A 15,281-nucleotide genomic window follows, 5' to 3' on the forward strand; every position below is an offset into this window, starting at 1 on the left:
ACTACTTTTTGTTCTGATTTATTATTGTTCATTTTTCACCTCTGCTTTAGATTTTACTCTCTTAGCAGGGTGTCCGTCATATTAGGGCAGGATCATTTCTATGTTGTACTTAATTTAGGTGCCTTAGCTTCACCATTGATATTTGGTTTTTTATTTTTAAATTTTATTAAATTTAGTTATTGCTTCTACTTAAGCTCTCTCGGATTATTTGTTGTTTCTTTTATAATTGGTTTTCGTCGGAAGCTAATACTGAGTTTTATGAACGAAGGTAATAGTAGTGATTGCAAGGGTTATTTCATGATCTTAATTACATTTCTCCTAACATTGTTCATAATCAAGCAATATAATGCTTTTCATAATTTTATTTTTATATTGGTAATGTTATTTTTCTATATGTTTTATAGCATCTACAAAAAGCAACCAGATCTCGGTAGGAGAAACTTAATAGCTTTGTTAGGGCTGTTAGTTTTTTGTATGATATTTTTTGCTGCAAGCCTCCAGGTTGGAAGCGCATTAACATTTTATCTTGATAGATATGTAGATAAGTCAATCTATGGAATAAACATTCCAACTTCAGTTTTTGCTTCACTTAATCCTTTTTTCTTAATTTTAACCGCGCCAATATTTCAATTTCTATGGAAAAAATTATCAAATAAAAATATTAGACCAAATATAGTAAGTAAACTGTCTTATGGGATCATAACGGGTGGATTAGGCTTTTTGTTTTTTTTAGTATCTAGCTTTATTTGTAATGAAAAAACTCAATTTGTTTGCTTGTTTTTTATTATTCTTGGCTATATTTGTATTGGAGCTGGAGAAATCTGCTTGTCTCCGCCTATTTTACATGCACTAAATCTTCATGCACCAAAAGGCTTAAAAAATACTGTAATGGGCGCATGGTACTTATTTATGGCTTTTTCAAGTTATTTGGGTGGTTTGGTGGATATACTATTTGAAGGCAAAAATGTTTTATCTGTATCTGATAATTATCCTTCTATATTAGTTTATCAAGAAACTTTCCTTTTTTGGGGTGCGTTATGTATTGTAGCTGGTATTATTCTACTTGTTTTTAACAGAAAGGTGGTTATTTTTGATGTACTTGTTGATAAAAACACTATGAACACGAATGCAGGACTGTTGATTTTATAAGTCCTGCATCATCCTGAATATGGCTTAGGAGGGCATAATTAACTCCTTATAATCAAAAAATTTAAGACATTAAATTATTTATTCAATAATTTCAAGAATACATAATAATCAAATATTGAAAATACGTCAATATTTGATTATTATGTATTCATTATTTTAATGTGATGGTGTTTTTTTATGTTCATCAATTATAAAGCGTATTCAAATATGTTGAGTGAACAGGTTGATATGTGCTTTCCCTTTGAAAAAGCTTTCTATCAAAAACTTAATCTAGATGCAATGTCAAAAATTGTTGAGATAGGTTCTGGGAGTGGGGAGTATTTAATAAAGGTATGTGGTAGTTTTCCAAGGCCGGTATATGAGGGATATGATATTTGTAAAGATTTGCTTGATATGTCAGTTAGTAAAGAGAAAGAAAATCTTAAATTTAAGTTAGGCAGTGTTAATGACTTAGAGTCGGATTATGATCTGATTATTTTAAGACTGATTGTCCATCAACTAGAAGATCGGGAAGCTTTCTTTTTCAATCTTGCCGAAAAAACAAATGATCAAACTGAGCTGGTTATTATAGAGCCTTACGATGATTTGTTTTATTTATCCAAAGATCTGCCAGCGTTCAATGAGCATTTAATTAAACATAGAGATGTATTGAGTCCGAGTACTGCGAGAAGGAATGTTAATGATTATTTGGAATATGAGCTCAAGGAACATGGTTTCGCTTTAAAAGAGCGGCAATATTATTATGTTCCCAGTTTATTACCAAATTATAAAGAAAAATATTATAGATATATGTTGGCTACTTGCCAGATAACCAACTGTTCAGATGAGGTTATTTATGAAATTAATAAATGGTATGAAGATCCTGACTCATTTGTTCAAATAGGCCTTGTTTATTTTAATTTTATAAAGAAGGGAGCACATGATGTTTAATAACCTCAAGTGGGTCGTTGTGCCTGGTGGGCCTGGTTTAGGTAATGTTTATTTAAAAAATTCATTGCCAAATATCTTCAGGGGATTTGATCTACGCTTTTATGAACCGTTTGGTGCTCCAGGCTCAGTGAAACCTACCCCAACAATAATAGAAATGATTGAGCAACTTGAAGGTGAAACAGGTAACAAAGAGGATTTTGGCTTAATAACTCACTCATTTGGAAATTATCTTGCGCTAAGGGTTCTTGAAAGAAATAATAATAATTTAAAAGCTATTATAATGCTAAACCCCATACCATTTACTATTGATAGTTGGAAAATGGCTTTGGCACAACTTACAAGTCAGGTACCAGAACCTACTTTACAAAAAATTATTGCGCTTTCTCAAGACTCGTCTGATGGTTCTGAGTTGTTCAGGTTAATTTATCCATTTTATGTAAATAGCAAGAAAAACTCATTACCTTTTGATGTTTCTTTTAATGTTTCATCGTGTAATGCTATAAGTGAGCAGGTACAATCATTTGATGAGCATTCATTAGTTAATAATTCAGATGTTCCTATGATTAGAGTCGTTGGTGAGCAGGATGTATTTTACTGTGATCATGAGGTAATGAAAGATAGAACATATGTGCTAAAAGGTACAGGCCATTATCCATTTTTCGAAGATGTAGAACAGTTTTTAACAATAATGCCGAATATTGAGGAAAAGTTATGTCAGATGATGCCCCAAATGACAACAAAATTCTTTTGAAGTTAAGAGACGTTAGGCGATCTAAAGGGATGTCGCTCAATTCACTAGCGGAGAAGGTTGGCATTGATTACCAACGAGTTGGTCGTATTGAGCGAGGTGAAACTCAAATGACGGTAGATATGTTATCTAAAATATCTAAAGTTTTGCATGTTCCAATTTCTGAACTACTCAATGAGGATGGTATTACTGAGATAGAAGATTCCTTGTCAAAAAAATCAACAGAAAAAAAAGCTACCGTTAATTTGATACCATACATTTATGAGAAGCTAGATGAATTTTGCTCAAACCATAATTTGGCAGCTGACCCAACTGTAAATGTTCATTTGGCTACAATTCTATTTAATGCTGTAGAAGATATGCGTGCAAATCAAAAAGATGATGAAGGTATGGTGTTAACTCTTTTTCAAGCATTAGATGCCATTTTTGAAAGACTTGTTTTGATAAAGAGTGGTTGAGCTTATAAATGTCAATGCACTGGTCCCAGTCATCTAAACATTGTTTAATAGCAAGCCAATTTTTTCCTTTATAACATAAGTCTAATGCCTTATTCATTGAGCCTATAGCAAGGGTTGGACTTGTGCTGGTTATGAGGGTGATAAGAGAAAGGTTTGATAATGAATATATATAGTATTCATTATTGTTTTGGGTAAGATTAATGGCACTGTCGACTAATGATAAATATTCATGATTTTTTATAAAGATATAATGCGTGATAAGGCTATTAATAATTTGCATTTTAACATAGTTATCTGATGAGTCTTTAAATATTAATTCTAACTCAGGAATAAGTTTTTCTAAATCAGATAAATTTCCAGCGCGATGATAAGTATGTAATAGATTTCTATTGATCTCTAAAAGTAGCGTTTTATTATCAGTTAAATATGCAAGATGCTTAGCCATACCCAAAACATCAGTTGCTTCTTTATATAGAGAGCCTTTCCATAAGATTTCACCCATGTTGCCATATATTAAAGAAATCCAAGATAATTTACCTGATTTTTTTGCGATCTTTATTGCTTCTATAAAGTTTTTTGAGCAATTTAAAAAATCGGTGCCTCTAATTCCCTGGATAGTAGCAAGAACACAATAGGATATATATCGTTGCTTTAAATCATATAATGGCGCTTTTTGTATGACGGTAATTAAATCTTTTTGTGACTTGTCCCATTTCCCTAAAAAGAAATATCCAATACCTCTAGAACATAATAAGTTAGTGTTAGGTATGTTGTTCTTTTTGATTAAAGCGCTGGAAATATTAATGCATTGGGTAAACTGGCCTTTCCACCACAGTAGTTCAGTTTCTAGTTCTAAAATAGTTAAGCTAGGTTGATGTGAAGTTGAAATTAAGTAAAATGCTTCATCAAATTTACCAATATCAATCAGCGCTTCGCATAATACGACCTTTAAAGAGTCTGAAATTGAATGTCGAGATAGGTATTTATAAACAATTAACAAATAGTATGTATTTTGCCGACCCTTCAGGGTCAATATGAGTTTTTTATAAAAAGAGCATTCTTTACTATTAAACTTAAGGTCAAAAGTTTTAATAAGTAAAATGTAGCTATGAAGAGCTTTGGTATTTTTTGTATTACTTTCTATTTCGCATTTCCAGTATGTTTTTGCATTCTCTTGGTAACTTTTAAATTCTGGTTCAGATATTTCAACCTCATAAATTTTATCGTGAGGATAAAAAAATGACTCATGCTGGATTAATATTCCTAAGCTTATTAAATTATTAAATATATAAGTTGGTAGGTTAAAAATGACTGAAAACTTATCCAGATTTATAAAGCCTCCTGATATAGCAATGGCTTTATAAGCATTTTTAAATTCTTTGGTTAACAATAAACCATCGCTTTGCTGTTGTGTATTGTGTTCATAAATGAAGCTTAATAAGTCAATGTAGTTTTTATGAGAGTAAAGTTTTTGGGGATTTAATTTATTAATTAAATTTGGGAATTCTTTAGCTAATTCAGCAATATCTTTTGATGTCAATTGAGGAAATTTGAAATAATTAATAGAATTTTCTTTATTCAATATTCTGGAAGATGCTATCAATTTAGTGGCAGGAATTTCTTTTAGAAACTGTATTAAACGGCTTGCTTGTTGTTCATTTAGATGGTCGAAGTGATCAATGAGTAATTGGCAATGAGGATTGTTATTACAATAGAATCGAATAAATCTTCCTGGGTTGGTATCCTTTGAATTCATGAGATCCTCATCATAGTTTGATATGATTTTTTCACTAATCAGCGTAAGTACAATATCATAAGTTAAGTTATCTAGTTTTGGTATTGATACATAAAACGTGAATTCTTCATTTTCTTCGACCTGCCTAAGGAAGTGGCTTTTTCCGACTCCTGAGTCACCATAAATATATATAAAGGATGTTGTGAGCGATTTTGAAAAAATTTGCTTTCTTAGTTTATTGTATTTATTTGACGCAAAATTAGTAAATTGTTTTGAATAATGTTTTTTAATGTACTTTATGATTGCTTTTGCAAATAAGCTCTGTTTATGGAAAGTATCTTCATAGGAGAGGTTTTGTTTAGGTGTAATAACAGAAATTTGATTATTTAGTTTCGCTCTTGGGAATTGCATTTCACAGCAATCAATTATTAGATATATATTTTTGATTCTGCTTTTGCTCAATACTTGAATGAGCTCCGAAACATCTAAAGCTGAAGAGGGTAACATATCGAGGCGGGTGTCATAACAGAAAATATATGAAGTTTTATTTATTCGTTTTCCATGGCTAGAAATAAATACAAATAAATATTCAATATTTGAAGGTAGTTGATTTAAATTATCAACAATATTTTTCTTTGTTGCTTTTTGATTTATATAAAGCTTTGAATCCTTTGTATCAACAAAAATATCTAGAGTGCGTTTAACTCTATAACAGTCAGACTGGCTATACTCAAGTTTTGGGATATTTTTATCTTGGAAACTATTTAATCCCACACCTAAAAAAAAATTATTCATAAATTAAATAAAGCCATTGACATGCATTCAATTAAAGAATATTATTTATTCGAAAAATGAATAAAGTGATATTTTTAAAGCTTATTATGCCACATGTTTATAATTAAGAGAATGTAATGACAATATTAATGCAAAGAAATTTAACAGACTCGAAAATAACAAAATCTGATGATATATGCATAGATGTTTTTATTCCAGGTTACACATCGGAAGAGAAAGCTTTGGTTGTAAAAATTGAATTAATGGTTTTGAAAAGGTTAAATTTTAGCGTTAGCTCTCAGGGGATAATAGCATTCTCTTTAGAAAGAATTTTTAAAAGAAATATTGAAATTATGAGTTCATTGAAAAAATCATATGAAGTATTAAAAAATTTTGAATACCGACTTATTTCAACAGGAAATAATTGGAGCGTTAAAGATGCAAGAAGTGCAGGATTACCTATCTGTATTGCCTTGATAAATGTAGTGAGAAAACTTAATGGATTAGAACAAGTCCAGTCTATAAATGGAACAGGAATTTTAAGAATAGATGGAACATTCGAAAAGTCCCACCTCGAGGAGGAGAAAAGGAAAGCATCCTCGGAATTAATGGAAAACAGGTTTATTAACTCAGAAGTTTGTAAAAATGTGTTCAACCTCGCAACTTTAATGAATGGACAATGAAAGGAGATAATTAAAATGAAGTTTAAAAAAATAATTTCCGCATTGATGCTCACAAGCGCTGTAACAGCTGTAAATGCAGATGTATGCAAACATGCGCCTGGTAGCGTGACATGTGGAAAAGGGACAGTTGGAAGTTTATCTGGAAATGGAATGGTGACAGTAAACGGCACAACAGTAGAAGGTGCAACCCTTGTTAATGGCATGTTGAATGCTGATGATGCGAACTTTGCATCGTTAAACGTTAATGGAAGTGCAGTATTGATTCAATGTGTTGTTAACCAAAATGCTGAAATAAAAGGATCGCTAAAAGCATCTTTATCGATATTTGAGAAATCACTGGATATTTTTTCAAGTTCAATTCGTCTGATTAACTCAAAAATAAATGAAAACTTACAAATTCATCATACAGACAATAAAACTCAGGAAGTCATTCTTGAGAATAACTCTGAAGTAAGTGGGGATATTGTTTTTGATGACGGCCATGGAAAAGTATATATCCGAGGTGACTCAAAAGTTGGTGGCAATGTAATTGGTGGTGAAATCATTAAAAGATAATGGAGAAGTATAATGCAAGACCAAAATAAAATGGAAAATGTAATTGAAATCTTTTTTGGCATGTACAGTGATGGCAAGGAAGGTGGTAGTGAAGGCAAGGAAGGTGGTAAGGATTCTTCTAAGGATGGTTGTGAATCAGGTTTGACCATGATGAATAGTATGAATAACAAAAAAATTGCGTATAGATTCTGATATGTCTGAGAAAAAACTACTTGTTGCCTCATCTCATAAGGATGAGGCAATTACAAAATGGATTCGGGAAAGTGATTTCTTAAATTCATTAATAGATATCATTTATATTCAGGAGTTATTAGACAACTTCGATATAAGAGATAAGTTAGATAAAAATGGTCCGGTGATTGAGTGGCATGATAGTCAAGGAAATCAGTATTCCAATAACTCTCATTATATATTAAACAGGGTGATCAACATTGAAGAACGTTTATTTCAAAACTTTCGTAAAGAAGATCAGGATTATGCTCAAAGAGAGTTCGAAGCCTATTTAGGATTTGCTTTGAATGCCTTTTTAAGTCCACAGAATCAAGCTATCAATGGGATTTGTGAGCGTTTTAAGACACTACCTCAGCAATGGCAGATGGTTAAAAACATCAAAGGGATATCTATCCCAAAATATTACTGGGGAAGTCCGGGTTATAAGTTTTTGTCTGATGAAAAGAATGTGGTTCATTCAAATATATTTGACTGTTTAAATTGGTCTACTCATCAGACTTACAATGAACAAGAAACAGGTTTTCGCTTTGTTAAACCTAATGGTATGCCTTTGTTTGTCTTATCTATTGGTGAAAAAGATTTAATAACGTTTGATGAACAATTAAGTGAAGAGCAGCAAGATAGAATCAGGAATGTTTTGCCACAAATTCGTAGCTTATTTAATTATTTTATATTTGAACTTTTATTATTCATTAATGATGATCAGATAACATTTGGCTGTATTAATATAGATGTGATTCAGTCTGTAACAAATCCTGGGTTTGATGGTTATATGCAGAAGCATTTAGTAGAGGAGAGTTCTAAATGTCTCAATTAGCCACTTTTATTAGCTCAAGTCATAGGCCTGAAATCAATGGAGGCAGACTTGATAAATCACATCAGCCATTTGTTGAAATAGATTATTCAAATGTAAAGGATATGCCAGACCTATTCGTAAATACTATTGCTTTTGGCCCAAAGAAAGATAAAGTTCTGTTAAATCTTGAGCATGCTATTGATGAGAAAGATAAGATCCTTGTTTTTTATTATGAAGATCTTCACAAAAAATGGACTTATATTCAAAACAATTCTGAAAGTTATTTTATATATCGTAAAAATGATATTGAACAATTCAAAATACACCCAAGAAATTTGTATATACGAGGCTGTCAGATAGATAGAGCCGATCCATACTGGATGATGATGGGTGAATTTTACAATTTTGTTGACACTTGGGAAGGCAGAGTTATTTGTGCCCCCAAACAACAACACAATAATGAATCAAAACTATATCAATTAAATAGTTCATTAAGGGAAGCCAGTAAGCATCACGATAATATTTCTATTGGCAAAAGTTATGTCATTAAGGGAAAAAATGGGTTGGCGAACCTTCCCAGCAATAAATCCTATATTGTGAAGTCTCTTTCCGGTATTCGTTCAATAGTCGTTGATGACGCAGATTTCTTTTCCTGGAAGCAGGCGAGTTTATCTAATATACCTACTTTATTCCAGGAAAAAGTAAAAGGGAATGATCTGCGAGTACATGTTGTTAATAAAAAGGTTTATGGCAAATTATCGCTGGAAAAGGTTAGTGTTGATTACCGTTATGACGACAACTTTTTTTCACTTATTGATTTTAAAGAATTTTCTGATGAGCTCAAAGCATTTTGCTTTGCGGTAACCGAAAATGAAGAAAATACATTAATGGGAATTGATTTTATCAAGTCTGACAGTGGTTACGTTGTATTAGAAGCCAACCCATCACCTGGATGGTCGGCGTATCACGAATCTAACGGGATTGAAAATGATTCCTTTATGGACGATTTGTTGAAAGAGTTAATACGATAATACATTTCATATTTTAAATTAAAGAATTCTTATTTTCTGAAAAGAATAAGAATCTACCTATCAAGTTTGTTAAGCATTAGCAGCTTCTTAGATAGCTTGTAAATGAAGATAGTAAACATATAAAGGAGTAAAAATGAATAAATCAAATCATAAAGAGCGGACACTTGCTTTTAAAAAAGCACTAGTGATTCAAAATGACGAGCTAAAAGAAATTAGCGGTGGCTCGATGACAGGTACTACATCTTATACTACCAAAGAAACTGTCGATCAGCATCGTAATTGGGATGTTGGTGGCGATATTCGTTGGGATTAATAAGAGGTTGTGATGGAAACAAAAGAAAGATCTTTAGCTTATATAAAAGCTAAAGCAGTACCAACCGATAAGCTATACGAAATCTCAGGTGGCTCAAACAAGCTAACGATACAAAAAGTTAGGCGAAAAACAAATTATCCACCGGGTTATGATGAGACTGAAGATGTCTATTACGATTAATTATTAATGGAGATAAATATGGAAAAAAAAACAAGAGTCCTGGGTTATTACACCTCTAAAGAGTTAAGCAATGAAGATCTGATGAAAATATCGGGTGGCTCAGTGAATTTAACCTGTCAACATACTCAACGAGGAACAGGATCTTTTCCAGGAAATTTGGATGCTGAAGCAGATCAGATATGGGATTAACAATTCATTAGTTGATTCAATTATGAGTCTTTTTTAAAAAAAGACCCATTTTAAAGATTTAAGGAGTTACAAAAATGACTGTTTTAATTATGACAGAACCAGATGATATTCACGCAGTATTAGTCCATCTTGCTTTAGAACAAAAGGGGTACAAAAGTAATTTATTTTTTAGTGCAGATATGCCAAGTATCCAAAAAAATAATCTCTATTTTTCAAATGGTGAAAACCTCTGGAATACGAAGAATAATGAAAATGATAAGATAGAATGGGATTTAAACAGTATTGATTCCATCTGGTGGAGAAGACCTCGAAGGCCCCATATCCCTGATCATATCCATGAAGATGATAAGCGATTTGTCCAGAAAGAAAATGCCATGTATCATGATTCAATTCCTTACATGCTTAATGATAATGCCTGGTGGGTAAATCCTATCGAATCGACATATAAAACGCGCTCCAAAATAACACAATTAAAATTAGCTCAAAAATGCGGTTTAAAATTACCAGAGACATTAATATCAAACTCCCCAGAAGATATAAAAAACTTCCTTAAAAATTCAAAAAATGATGGGGTCATATATAAACCTTTTGCGCCCCATTACTGGGCTGATAATAATGGCATGAGGCTGTTATATACAGATAAAATTTCTTTAAAAGATTTACCCTCTGATGAGATGTTACAAGTCGTGCCAGGTATATATCAAAAGTATATAGAGAAAAAGTTTGAGTTAAGAGTGACTTGCTTTGGATCCCATATTAGTGCAGTTAAAATTCATTCACAACAGCATTCACAAGGTCAAACTGACTGGCGGAAAATTCCTGGTCATGAGTTAGCACTCTCCCCCTATGAGTTAACCCAACCAATTAAAGATAAAATTATTCAATTTATGAAAGAAACTGGTGTGGTCTTTGGCTGCTTTGATTTTATTGTAACTCCAGATGATGATGTTGTTTTTCTGGAATTAAACGAGCAAGGCCAGTTTTTATGGGTAGAGGACATACTGCCGGAATTATGTTATATGGATATGTTTGCTGAATTCATGATTCAAAAACGCTTTGATTTTTCTTGGAAACAATCAAGCAGTACATTATCAACAAAAGATTTTGATGATAAGGCACAAAAGATTTGTGATGAAAATATTAATAAACATGTTTATTTAAATCAAGTTAAAAGAGTGGCGTAATGATGAAAAAATTAGGAATGTTTATCTTCGGGTTATTACTATTGTCTAATAAAATATTCGCTAACCCTGAAAATTTTGATATTTTTGGGGTTGATGAAAAGACTAGACAGAAAATTTATACTTGTTGTTCAAAAATGTTTGAGCAATATTTAAATGAATCAAAAAAAATGAACCATTTAATAACTGAACCGAGTGAGAAAGATATGGTTCATAGGTTAAAATTTGAAGAAAGGATAATTGCACGAATTAAGCAAATCGATGATTTTTCTGACGTTAAACTATCTGTTATATATTATCCTATTGAGCAAAAAATTTTTGGTACGCTTGATATAGTCAAAGCGAGTGATGTAGATAGAATGCCGGGTAAAAAGAAGCTTGTTCGTACAATTAAAATTGTGCCAGGCAAGGAAACAAAAAACCTTTTTAGGATATGGAAAGAGTATGATGAAAAAAATTTGAAGCTTATCAGAGAAAATAAGCTCGATCTAAAAAAAACCTCCTGTCCTACAACACACTGCACTTGGGGATTTGATGAAGAGGGAATTAAAAATATTCTGCCAAAATTGCAAGAAGGCGTTGCCAAAAATAAACAAGAGTTATTAAACCTTATAAAGCATAGTGCTGATGAAAATGTTCGAGGAGACGCAATTTTTATATTGGCAAATGATAATCATCATCAGGAGATCGCTGAATTTCTAATAAATTTTACTGATGATCCAAGTGATTTGGTTCGAAATAATGTTATGCGAGTTTTAGGTGCAATTGCTGCTAAGCATAAAGTGGATAATCTTAAAATTGAAAGGATTATTCAAGCATTAAATTATCCTTATGTAACAGATAGAAATAAAGCGGCCTATGTTTTATTGGGTATTATAAAATCAGATCCAGGGACACATACGCAGGTCATCAATCAAGCAGGACAAACCTTAATTGAGCTATTAAAACTTAAACAGCCCAATAATCACGATTTTGCCTATCATATATTAAAGGAATTAAGCCATAAAAATTATGATGAACATGATTATATAAGCTGGTCGAAATGGATTAAGGATAAGCAAAATATTAAACATTAAGGAAAATCCGTTTTTAGAGGCGCTGTCTTATGGAAAATAAAAGTCCCCTTTTCAGGCAGGATGTTATTAACAATCGGATTCATAGAAGTTTGGGTATAGCCAGAATTAACATTCCTTTAAATTATCGAGTTGCTGGTTTTGTTGGTTTAGGTATTGTTCTGGTTTTATTGGTATTTTTTTGTGTTGCTCAAATTTCAGAAAGAACTTTTGTTAGGGGTTATCTTGATACTGAAAATGGGATTATTTCTGTAGAGTCTGACGTTTCTGGAATAGTTGACCAAATCTATGTTGAGGAAGGAAGTAAAGTAAAAAAAGGCCAGGTTTTGTTTATTATCACTAATCCTTCTTCAATGAACAGCGAAATACAAATAAACAATCATGATCAGCGTATTGCTAATTTAAAGCGAGAATATCAAATTAAAAAGGAGCATTATCAAGCTTTATCTAAGCTATATGAAAAGCAATATATATCCGTTTCTAATTTAAAAGATGCAGAGTCAGCACTACTGGAGTTACAGAATAAACTAAAAATCGCTGAGTATGATCTAATACAATTTAAAGAAAACCTAACTCAACAAGTCACCGCTCCTTCAGATGGAATCGTTACCAATATATTTTATCGTAGGGGCCAGAAAATTCAGCAATATAAACCGTTATTACAGATCATTCCATCACAGGCCAACTTGATTGCAAGGCTTTATATCCCATCGAGAGACATTGGATTTTTAAAGCCAGGGCAAATAATAAACTTAAAATATGATGCTTATCCATCGCAGCGATTTGGTTTTTACGAGGCAACTATTAAAGAAATCAACCAGACCATTTTAACAGATGAAAAAGAGGATAAGCCGATTCATATCGGAGAACCTTATTACAAAGTAAAAGCCGAATTAAAGGCCCCTTATATTTTAGCCTACGGGAAAAAAGCGCAATTAAATCATGGGATGACACTTACGGCCATTATTACCGGGGAAAAAAAGAAAATCTGGCAATTGATTCTTGATCCAATCTATAGCTATTATGGAGCGCAAGTTGTATGACAGCAATAGCAAAAAGTATATTAAACATCGGTAAAAAGAAGTTGCCAGTACTTAAACAAGATCAATTCTCGGAATGCGGACAGGCCTGTGTAGCAATGATTAGCAACTTTCATGGGCATCAAATTGACTTATTCTCATTAAGAGCTATGGACACAGCTTCAATGCATGGCTCAACAATGCTGGATTTAGTCCGTTTATTTGAAAAATTAGATTTCACCACCAGGGCTATTAGAGTCGAAGTTGAGGAACTAAAACAAGTTCAATACCCAGCAGTGCTGCACTGGAATTTAAATCATTTTGTAGTCCTTAAATCAGTCCATAGTAAGTATATTGTTATACATGATCCTGCGGTTGGGGAAAGAAAAGTTTCTTTTGAGGAAGTGTCTAATTCATTTACCGGTATTGTTTTGGAGGTGGATAAAAATGAGCATTTTTCACCAATTCAAGCACAGAACAAGTTGTCTTTATTAGATCTGTTCAAGAATATTAAAGGGTTAAAAAATAGCCTATTTATTTTATTGTTATTATCATTAGCAATAGAAGTATTTATATTAATTAATCCTTTATTCATCCAGTATGTGACAGATGGTGTTACAAGTTCTAATAATATTAGTAACTTGTATATTGTTGTGTTTGGTTTTTTAGTTTTAACATTTTGTCATACCTTTATTGAGTATATGAGAAGTCATTTTGTTGTGTATCTTACAAATCGAATGGCTGAATATTTTTCAGCAGGCGTAATGCATCATTTACTCAAAATACCCTATAGCTATTTTGAACGGCGGCATAAAGGCGATATTTTATCCAGGTTTCATTCAATTAATGAAATTCAAAGTAAAATTACAACAGATTCTATCAATACTTTACTGGATGGGTTTGTCATTATTCTATCCTTGGTGATTATGTTAGTTTACAGCATAAAACTAACATTGATCGTATTATTTGCTTTAACCATCTACACAGGCATCAGGGTTGCAGCCTACCGTCATCACAAGAAACAAACTGAATTATCCATTAGTGAGCATGCACAAGTGAATTCAAAATTTCTTGAAATTATTCAGAGCATCATGTCAATTAAGCTTTATTCCAAAGAGAAATCTATGTTTCAAGGATGGCAAAATCACTTTATTAAGGCTATGAATGCAGATATCAAAATTTCACGGGTAAATATCCTTTATAATGTTGGCAATATTTTTGTTTTTAACGTTGAGCACATTCTAGTTATTACGATTGGTGCTGTATTAGTGATGAAAAATCAATTTTCTGTTGGTATGTTAATGGCTTTTTTGGCATATCGACAAAGTTTGGTTAACAAATCATCTTCTTTTATACAAAAGATATTCGACTATAAGTTAATTTCAGTTCAATTAAATAGAGTGGCGGATATTTTATTACAACCAACTGAAAAAAAAGATAACTCCAGGCAATTAACAAAAGAAATTTTTGGTGATATTAAAGTCAGTCATCTGAGCTATCGTTATGCTGAAAATCAAAATTGGATATTAAAAGATCTCTCGTTTCATATTAGACGAGGTGAAAAAATTGCAATTACTGGCCCATCTGGCGTTGGTAAAACAACACTAGTAAAAATCATGCTGGGTTTAATTTCACCATCAGCAGGTGAAATATTAATAGATGACATTTCTTTATCAACTTTAGGATTAAATAAATACCGAAATTTATGTGCTACAGTCATGCAGGATGACACTTTAATTAGCGGTTCTATATTGGATAACATCACTTTCATGGATACCAGTATTGATATAGGCAGAGTGTATGAAGTTGCCAAGATCGCACAGATTCATGAAGACATATTAAAAATGACAATGGGATATGAAACACTTATAGGAGATTTAGGCAGTACTTTATCCGGAGGACAAAAGCAAAGAGTCTTGATTGCCAGAGCACTTTATAAAAATCCGAAAATCTTATTTCTTGATGAGGCTACCAGTCATTTAGATATCGAAACAGAAATTAAAATTAATGCAGTTTTAAAAAGCCTAAATATAACGCAGGTTATTATTGCTCATCGTGAGGAGTCGATTAAAATGGCAGATAGGATTATAAAAATATCTAGTTAATTTAGCTTTTCTTACTTAGCCTGTGTATTTCGGCTTGATCCGAACGCCGATTACGGCAACATTCAAACGGCCATTTCGGTTTTATCCGAACGGTGATTTCACTCTGATCCGAACGCTGATTTCGGCAACAT

The 15,281-nt window shown here is 32.2% G+C and carries 17 protein-coding genes; 16 read left to right on the plus strand and 1 reads right to left on the minus strand.

The window, feature by feature from the left end:
• The 4 genes from E1O47_RS11230 to E1O47_RS11245 all read left to right on the plus strand — a co-directional run.
• On the plus strand, nucleotides 1-1,149 hold a 1,149-nt coding region (locus tag E1O47_RS11230), incomplete at its 5' end, for a POT-type proton-dependent oligopeptide transporter (protein WP_133131355.1).
• A 177-nt stretch (nucleotides 1,150-1,326) separates the two neighbouring features.
• Nucleotides 1,327-2,079, plus strand: coding sequence for a class I SAM-dependent methyltransferase (locus E1O47_RS11235; RefSeq protein WP_133131356.1), 753 nt, complete (start codon nucleotides 1,327-1,329; stop codon nucleotides 2,077-2,079).
• Nucleotides 2,069-2,830, plus strand: coding sequence for an alpha/beta fold hydrolase (locus E1O47_RS11240; RefSeq protein ID WP_133131357.1), 762 nt, complete (start codon nucleotides 2,069-2,071; stop codon nucleotides 2,828-2,830). The genes E1O47_RS11235 and E1O47_RS11240 overlap by 11 nt, the downstream gene beginning before the upstream one ends.
• A complete protein-coding gene (locus tag E1O47_RS11245; RefSeq protein ID WP_133131358.1) occupies nucleotides 2,791-3,285 on the plus strand; it encodes a helix-turn-helix domain-containing protein in 495 nt (164 codons plus the stop codon). The genes E1O47_RS11240 and E1O47_RS11245 overlap by 40 nt, the downstream gene beginning before the upstream one ends.
• Here E1O47_RS11245 and E1O47_RS11250 read toward each other — a convergent pair.
• The gene (locus tag E1O47_RS11250; RefSeq protein WP_133131359.1) at nucleotides 3,170-5,815 is read right to left on the minus strand and encodes a caspase family protein; all 2,646 of its coding nucleotides are present in this window, start codon (nucleotides 5,813-5,815) and stop codon (nucleotides 3,170-3,172) included. The two genes, E1O47_RS11245 and E1O47_RS11250, sit on opposite strands and share 116 nt — an antisense overlap.
• A 116-nt stretch (nucleotides 5,816-5,931) precedes the next feature.
• Between E1O47_RS11250 and E1O47_RS11255 the strand changes: the two genes are divergently transcribed.
• The 12 genes from E1O47_RS11255 to E1O47_RS11305 all read left to right on the plus strand — a co-directional run bounded on the left by E1O47_RS11255 (nucleotide 5,932) and on the right by E1O47_RS11305 (nucleotide 15,150).
• Nucleotides 5,932-6,477 (plus strand): hypothetical protein, encoded by a 546-nt coding sequence (locus E1O47_RS11255; protein ID WP_133131360.1) that lies wholly within the window; start codon nucleotides 5,932-5,934, stop codon nucleotides 6,475-6,477.
• A 15-nt stretch (nucleotides 6,478-6,492) separates the two neighbouring features.
• Nucleotides 6,493-7,032 carry a hypothetical protein gene (locus E1O47_RS11260; RefSeq protein WP_133131361.1) on the plus strand — a complete coding sequence of 180 codons (540 nt, stop codon included), beginning with the start codon at nucleotides 6,493-6,495 and terminating at the stop codon, nucleotides 7,030-7,032.
• Between the two features lie 12 nt (nucleotides 7,033-7,044).
• Entirely contained in the window at nucleotides 7,045-7,224 is a 180-nt protein-coding gene (locus tag E1O47_RS11265; protein ID WP_133131362.1) for a hypothetical protein, read from the plus strand.
• Between the two features lies 1 nt (nucleotide 7,225).
• A complete protein-coding gene (locus E1O47_RS11270; protein ID WP_133131363.1) occupies nucleotides 7,226-8,080 on the plus strand; it encodes a hypothetical protein in 855 nt (284 codons plus the stop codon).
• On the plus strand, nucleotides 8,068-9,090 hold the full coding sequence (locus E1O47_RS11275; protein ID WP_133131364.1) for an ATP-grasp domain-containing protein: 1,023 nt from the start codon (nucleotides 8,068-8,070) through the stop codon (nucleotides 9,088-9,090). Before E1O47_RS11270 ends, E1O47_RS11275 begins: the two co-directional genes overlap by 13 nt.
• A 133-nt stretch (nucleotides 9,091-9,223) precedes the next feature.
• On the plus strand, nucleotides 9,224-9,403 hold the full coding sequence (locus E1O47_RS11280) for a hypothetical protein (protein ID WP_133131365.1): 180 nt from the start codon (nucleotides 9,224-9,226) through the stop codon (nucleotides 9,401-9,403).
• Between the two features lie 12 nt (nucleotides 9,404-9,415).
• A complete protein-coding gene (locus E1O47_RS12320) occupies nucleotides 9,416-9,583 on the plus strand; it encodes a hypothetical protein (protein WP_165475111.1) in 168 nt (55 codons plus the stop codon).
• Between the two features lie 18 nt (nucleotides 9,584-9,601).
• Nucleotides 9,602-9,772, plus strand: coding sequence for a bacteriocin (locus E1O47_RS11285; protein WP_165475112.1), 171 nt, complete (start codon nucleotides 9,602-9,604; stop codon nucleotides 9,770-9,772).
• 74 nt (nucleotides 9,773-9,846) lie between these two features.
• Nucleotides 9,847-10,956 carry an MvdC/MvdD family ATP grasp protein gene (locus E1O47_RS11290; protein ID WP_133131367.1) on the plus strand — a complete coding sequence of 370 codons (1,110 nt, stop codon included), beginning with the start codon at nucleotides 9,847-9,849 and terminating at the stop codon, nucleotides 10,954-10,956.
• Nucleotides 10,956-12,029, plus strand: coding sequence for a HEAT repeat domain-containing protein (locus E1O47_RS11295; protein ID WP_133131368.1), 1,074 nt, complete (start codon nucleotides 10,956-10,958; stop codon nucleotides 12,027-12,029). The genes E1O47_RS11290 and E1O47_RS11295 overlap by 1 nt, the downstream gene beginning before the upstream one ends.
• Nucleotides 12,030-12,058: 29 nt before the next feature.
• On the plus strand, nucleotides 12,059-13,069 hold the full coding sequence (locus E1O47_RS11300; RefSeq protein WP_133131369.1) for an HlyD family secretion protein: 1,011 nt from the start codon (nucleotides 12,059-12,061) through the stop codon (nucleotides 13,067-13,069).
• Nucleotides 13,066-15,150, plus strand: a complete 2,085-nt coding sequence (locus tag E1O47_RS11305) for a peptidase domain-containing ABC transporter (protein ID WP_133131370.1) — start codon at nucleotides 13,066-13,068, stop codon at nucleotides 15,148-15,150. Before E1O47_RS11300 ends, E1O47_RS11305 begins: the two co-directional genes overlap by 4 nt.
• The last annotated feature ends 131 nt before the right edge of the window (nucleotides 15,151-15,281 follow it).

Origin of the sequence: Legionella yabuuchiae (genome assembly GCF_900640115.1) — a bacterium.
Taxonomy (GTDB): domain Bacteria; phylum Pseudomonadota; class Gammaproteobacteria; order Legionellales; family Legionellaceae; genus Legionella_A; species Legionella_A yabuuchiae.

What these genes read in the sequence shown, in the direction of transcription:
- E1O47_RS11235 (WP_133131356.1), top strand. Translation starts at nt 1,327, where the DNA reads ATGTTCATCAATTATAAAGCGTATTCAAATATGTTGAGTGAACAGGTT.
- E1O47_RS11240 (WP_133131357.1), top strand. Translation starts at nt 2,069, where the DNA reads ATGATGTTTAATAACCTCAAGTGGGTCGTTGTGCCTGGTGGGCCTGGT.
- E1O47_RS11245 (WP_133131358.1), top strand. Translation starts at nt 2,791, where the DNA reads ATGTCAGATGATGCCCCAAATGACAACAAAATTCTTTTGAAGTTAAGA.
- E1O47_RS11250 (WP_133131359.1), bottom strand. Translation starts at nt 5,815, where the DNA reads ATGAATAATTTTTTTTTAGGTGTGGGATTAAATAGTTTCCAAGATAAA.
- E1O47_RS11255 (WP_133131360.1), top strand. Translation starts at nt 5,932, where the DNA reads ATGACAATATTAATGCAAAGAAATTTAACAGACTCGAAAATAACAAAA.
- E1O47_RS11260 (WP_133131361.1), top strand. Translation starts at nt 6,493, where the DNA reads ATGAAGTTTAAAAAAATAATTTCCGCATTGATGCTCACAAGCGCTGTA.
- E1O47_RS11265 (WP_133131362.1), top strand. Translation starts at nt 7,045, where the DNA reads ATGCAAGACCAAAATAAAATGGAAAATGTAATTGAAATCTTTTTTGGC.
- E1O47_RS11270 (WP_133131363.1), top strand. Translation starts at nt 7,226, where the DNA reads ATGTCTGAGAAAAAACTACTTGTTGCCTCATCTCATAAGGATGAGGCA.
- E1O47_RS11275 (WP_133131364.1), top strand. Translation starts at nt 8,068, where the DNA reads ATGTCTCAATTAGCCACTTTTATTAGCTCAAGTCATAGGCCTGAAATC.
- E1O47_RS11280 (WP_133131365.1), top strand. Translation starts at nt 9,224, where the DNA reads ATGAATAAATCAAATCATAAAGAGCGGACACTTGCTTTTAAAAAAGCA.
- E1O47_RS12320 (WP_165475111.1), top strand. Translation starts at nt 9,416, where the DNA reads ATGGAAACAAAAGAAAGATCTTTAGCTTATATAAAAGCTAAAGCAGTA.
- E1O47_RS11285 (WP_165475112.1), top strand. Translation starts at nt 9,602, where the DNA reads ATGGAAAAAAAAACAAGAGTCCTGGGTTATTACACCTCTAAAGAGTTA.
- E1O47_RS11290 (WP_133131367.1), top strand. Translation starts at nt 9,847, where the DNA reads ATGACTGTTTTAATTATGACAGAACCAGATGATATTCACGCAGTATTA.
- E1O47_RS11295 (WP_133131368.1), top strand. Translation starts at nt 10,956, where the DNA reads ATGATGAAAAAATTAGGAATGTTTATCTTCGGGTTATTACTATTGTCT.
- E1O47_RS11300 (WP_133131369.1), top strand. Translation starts at nt 12,059, where the DNA reads ATGGAAAATAAAAGTCCCCTTTTCAGGCAGGATGTTATTAACAATCGG.
- E1O47_RS11305 (WP_133131370.1), top strand. Translation starts at nt 13,066, where the DNA reads ATGACAGCAATAGCAAAAAGTATATTAAACATCGGTAAAAAGAAGTTG.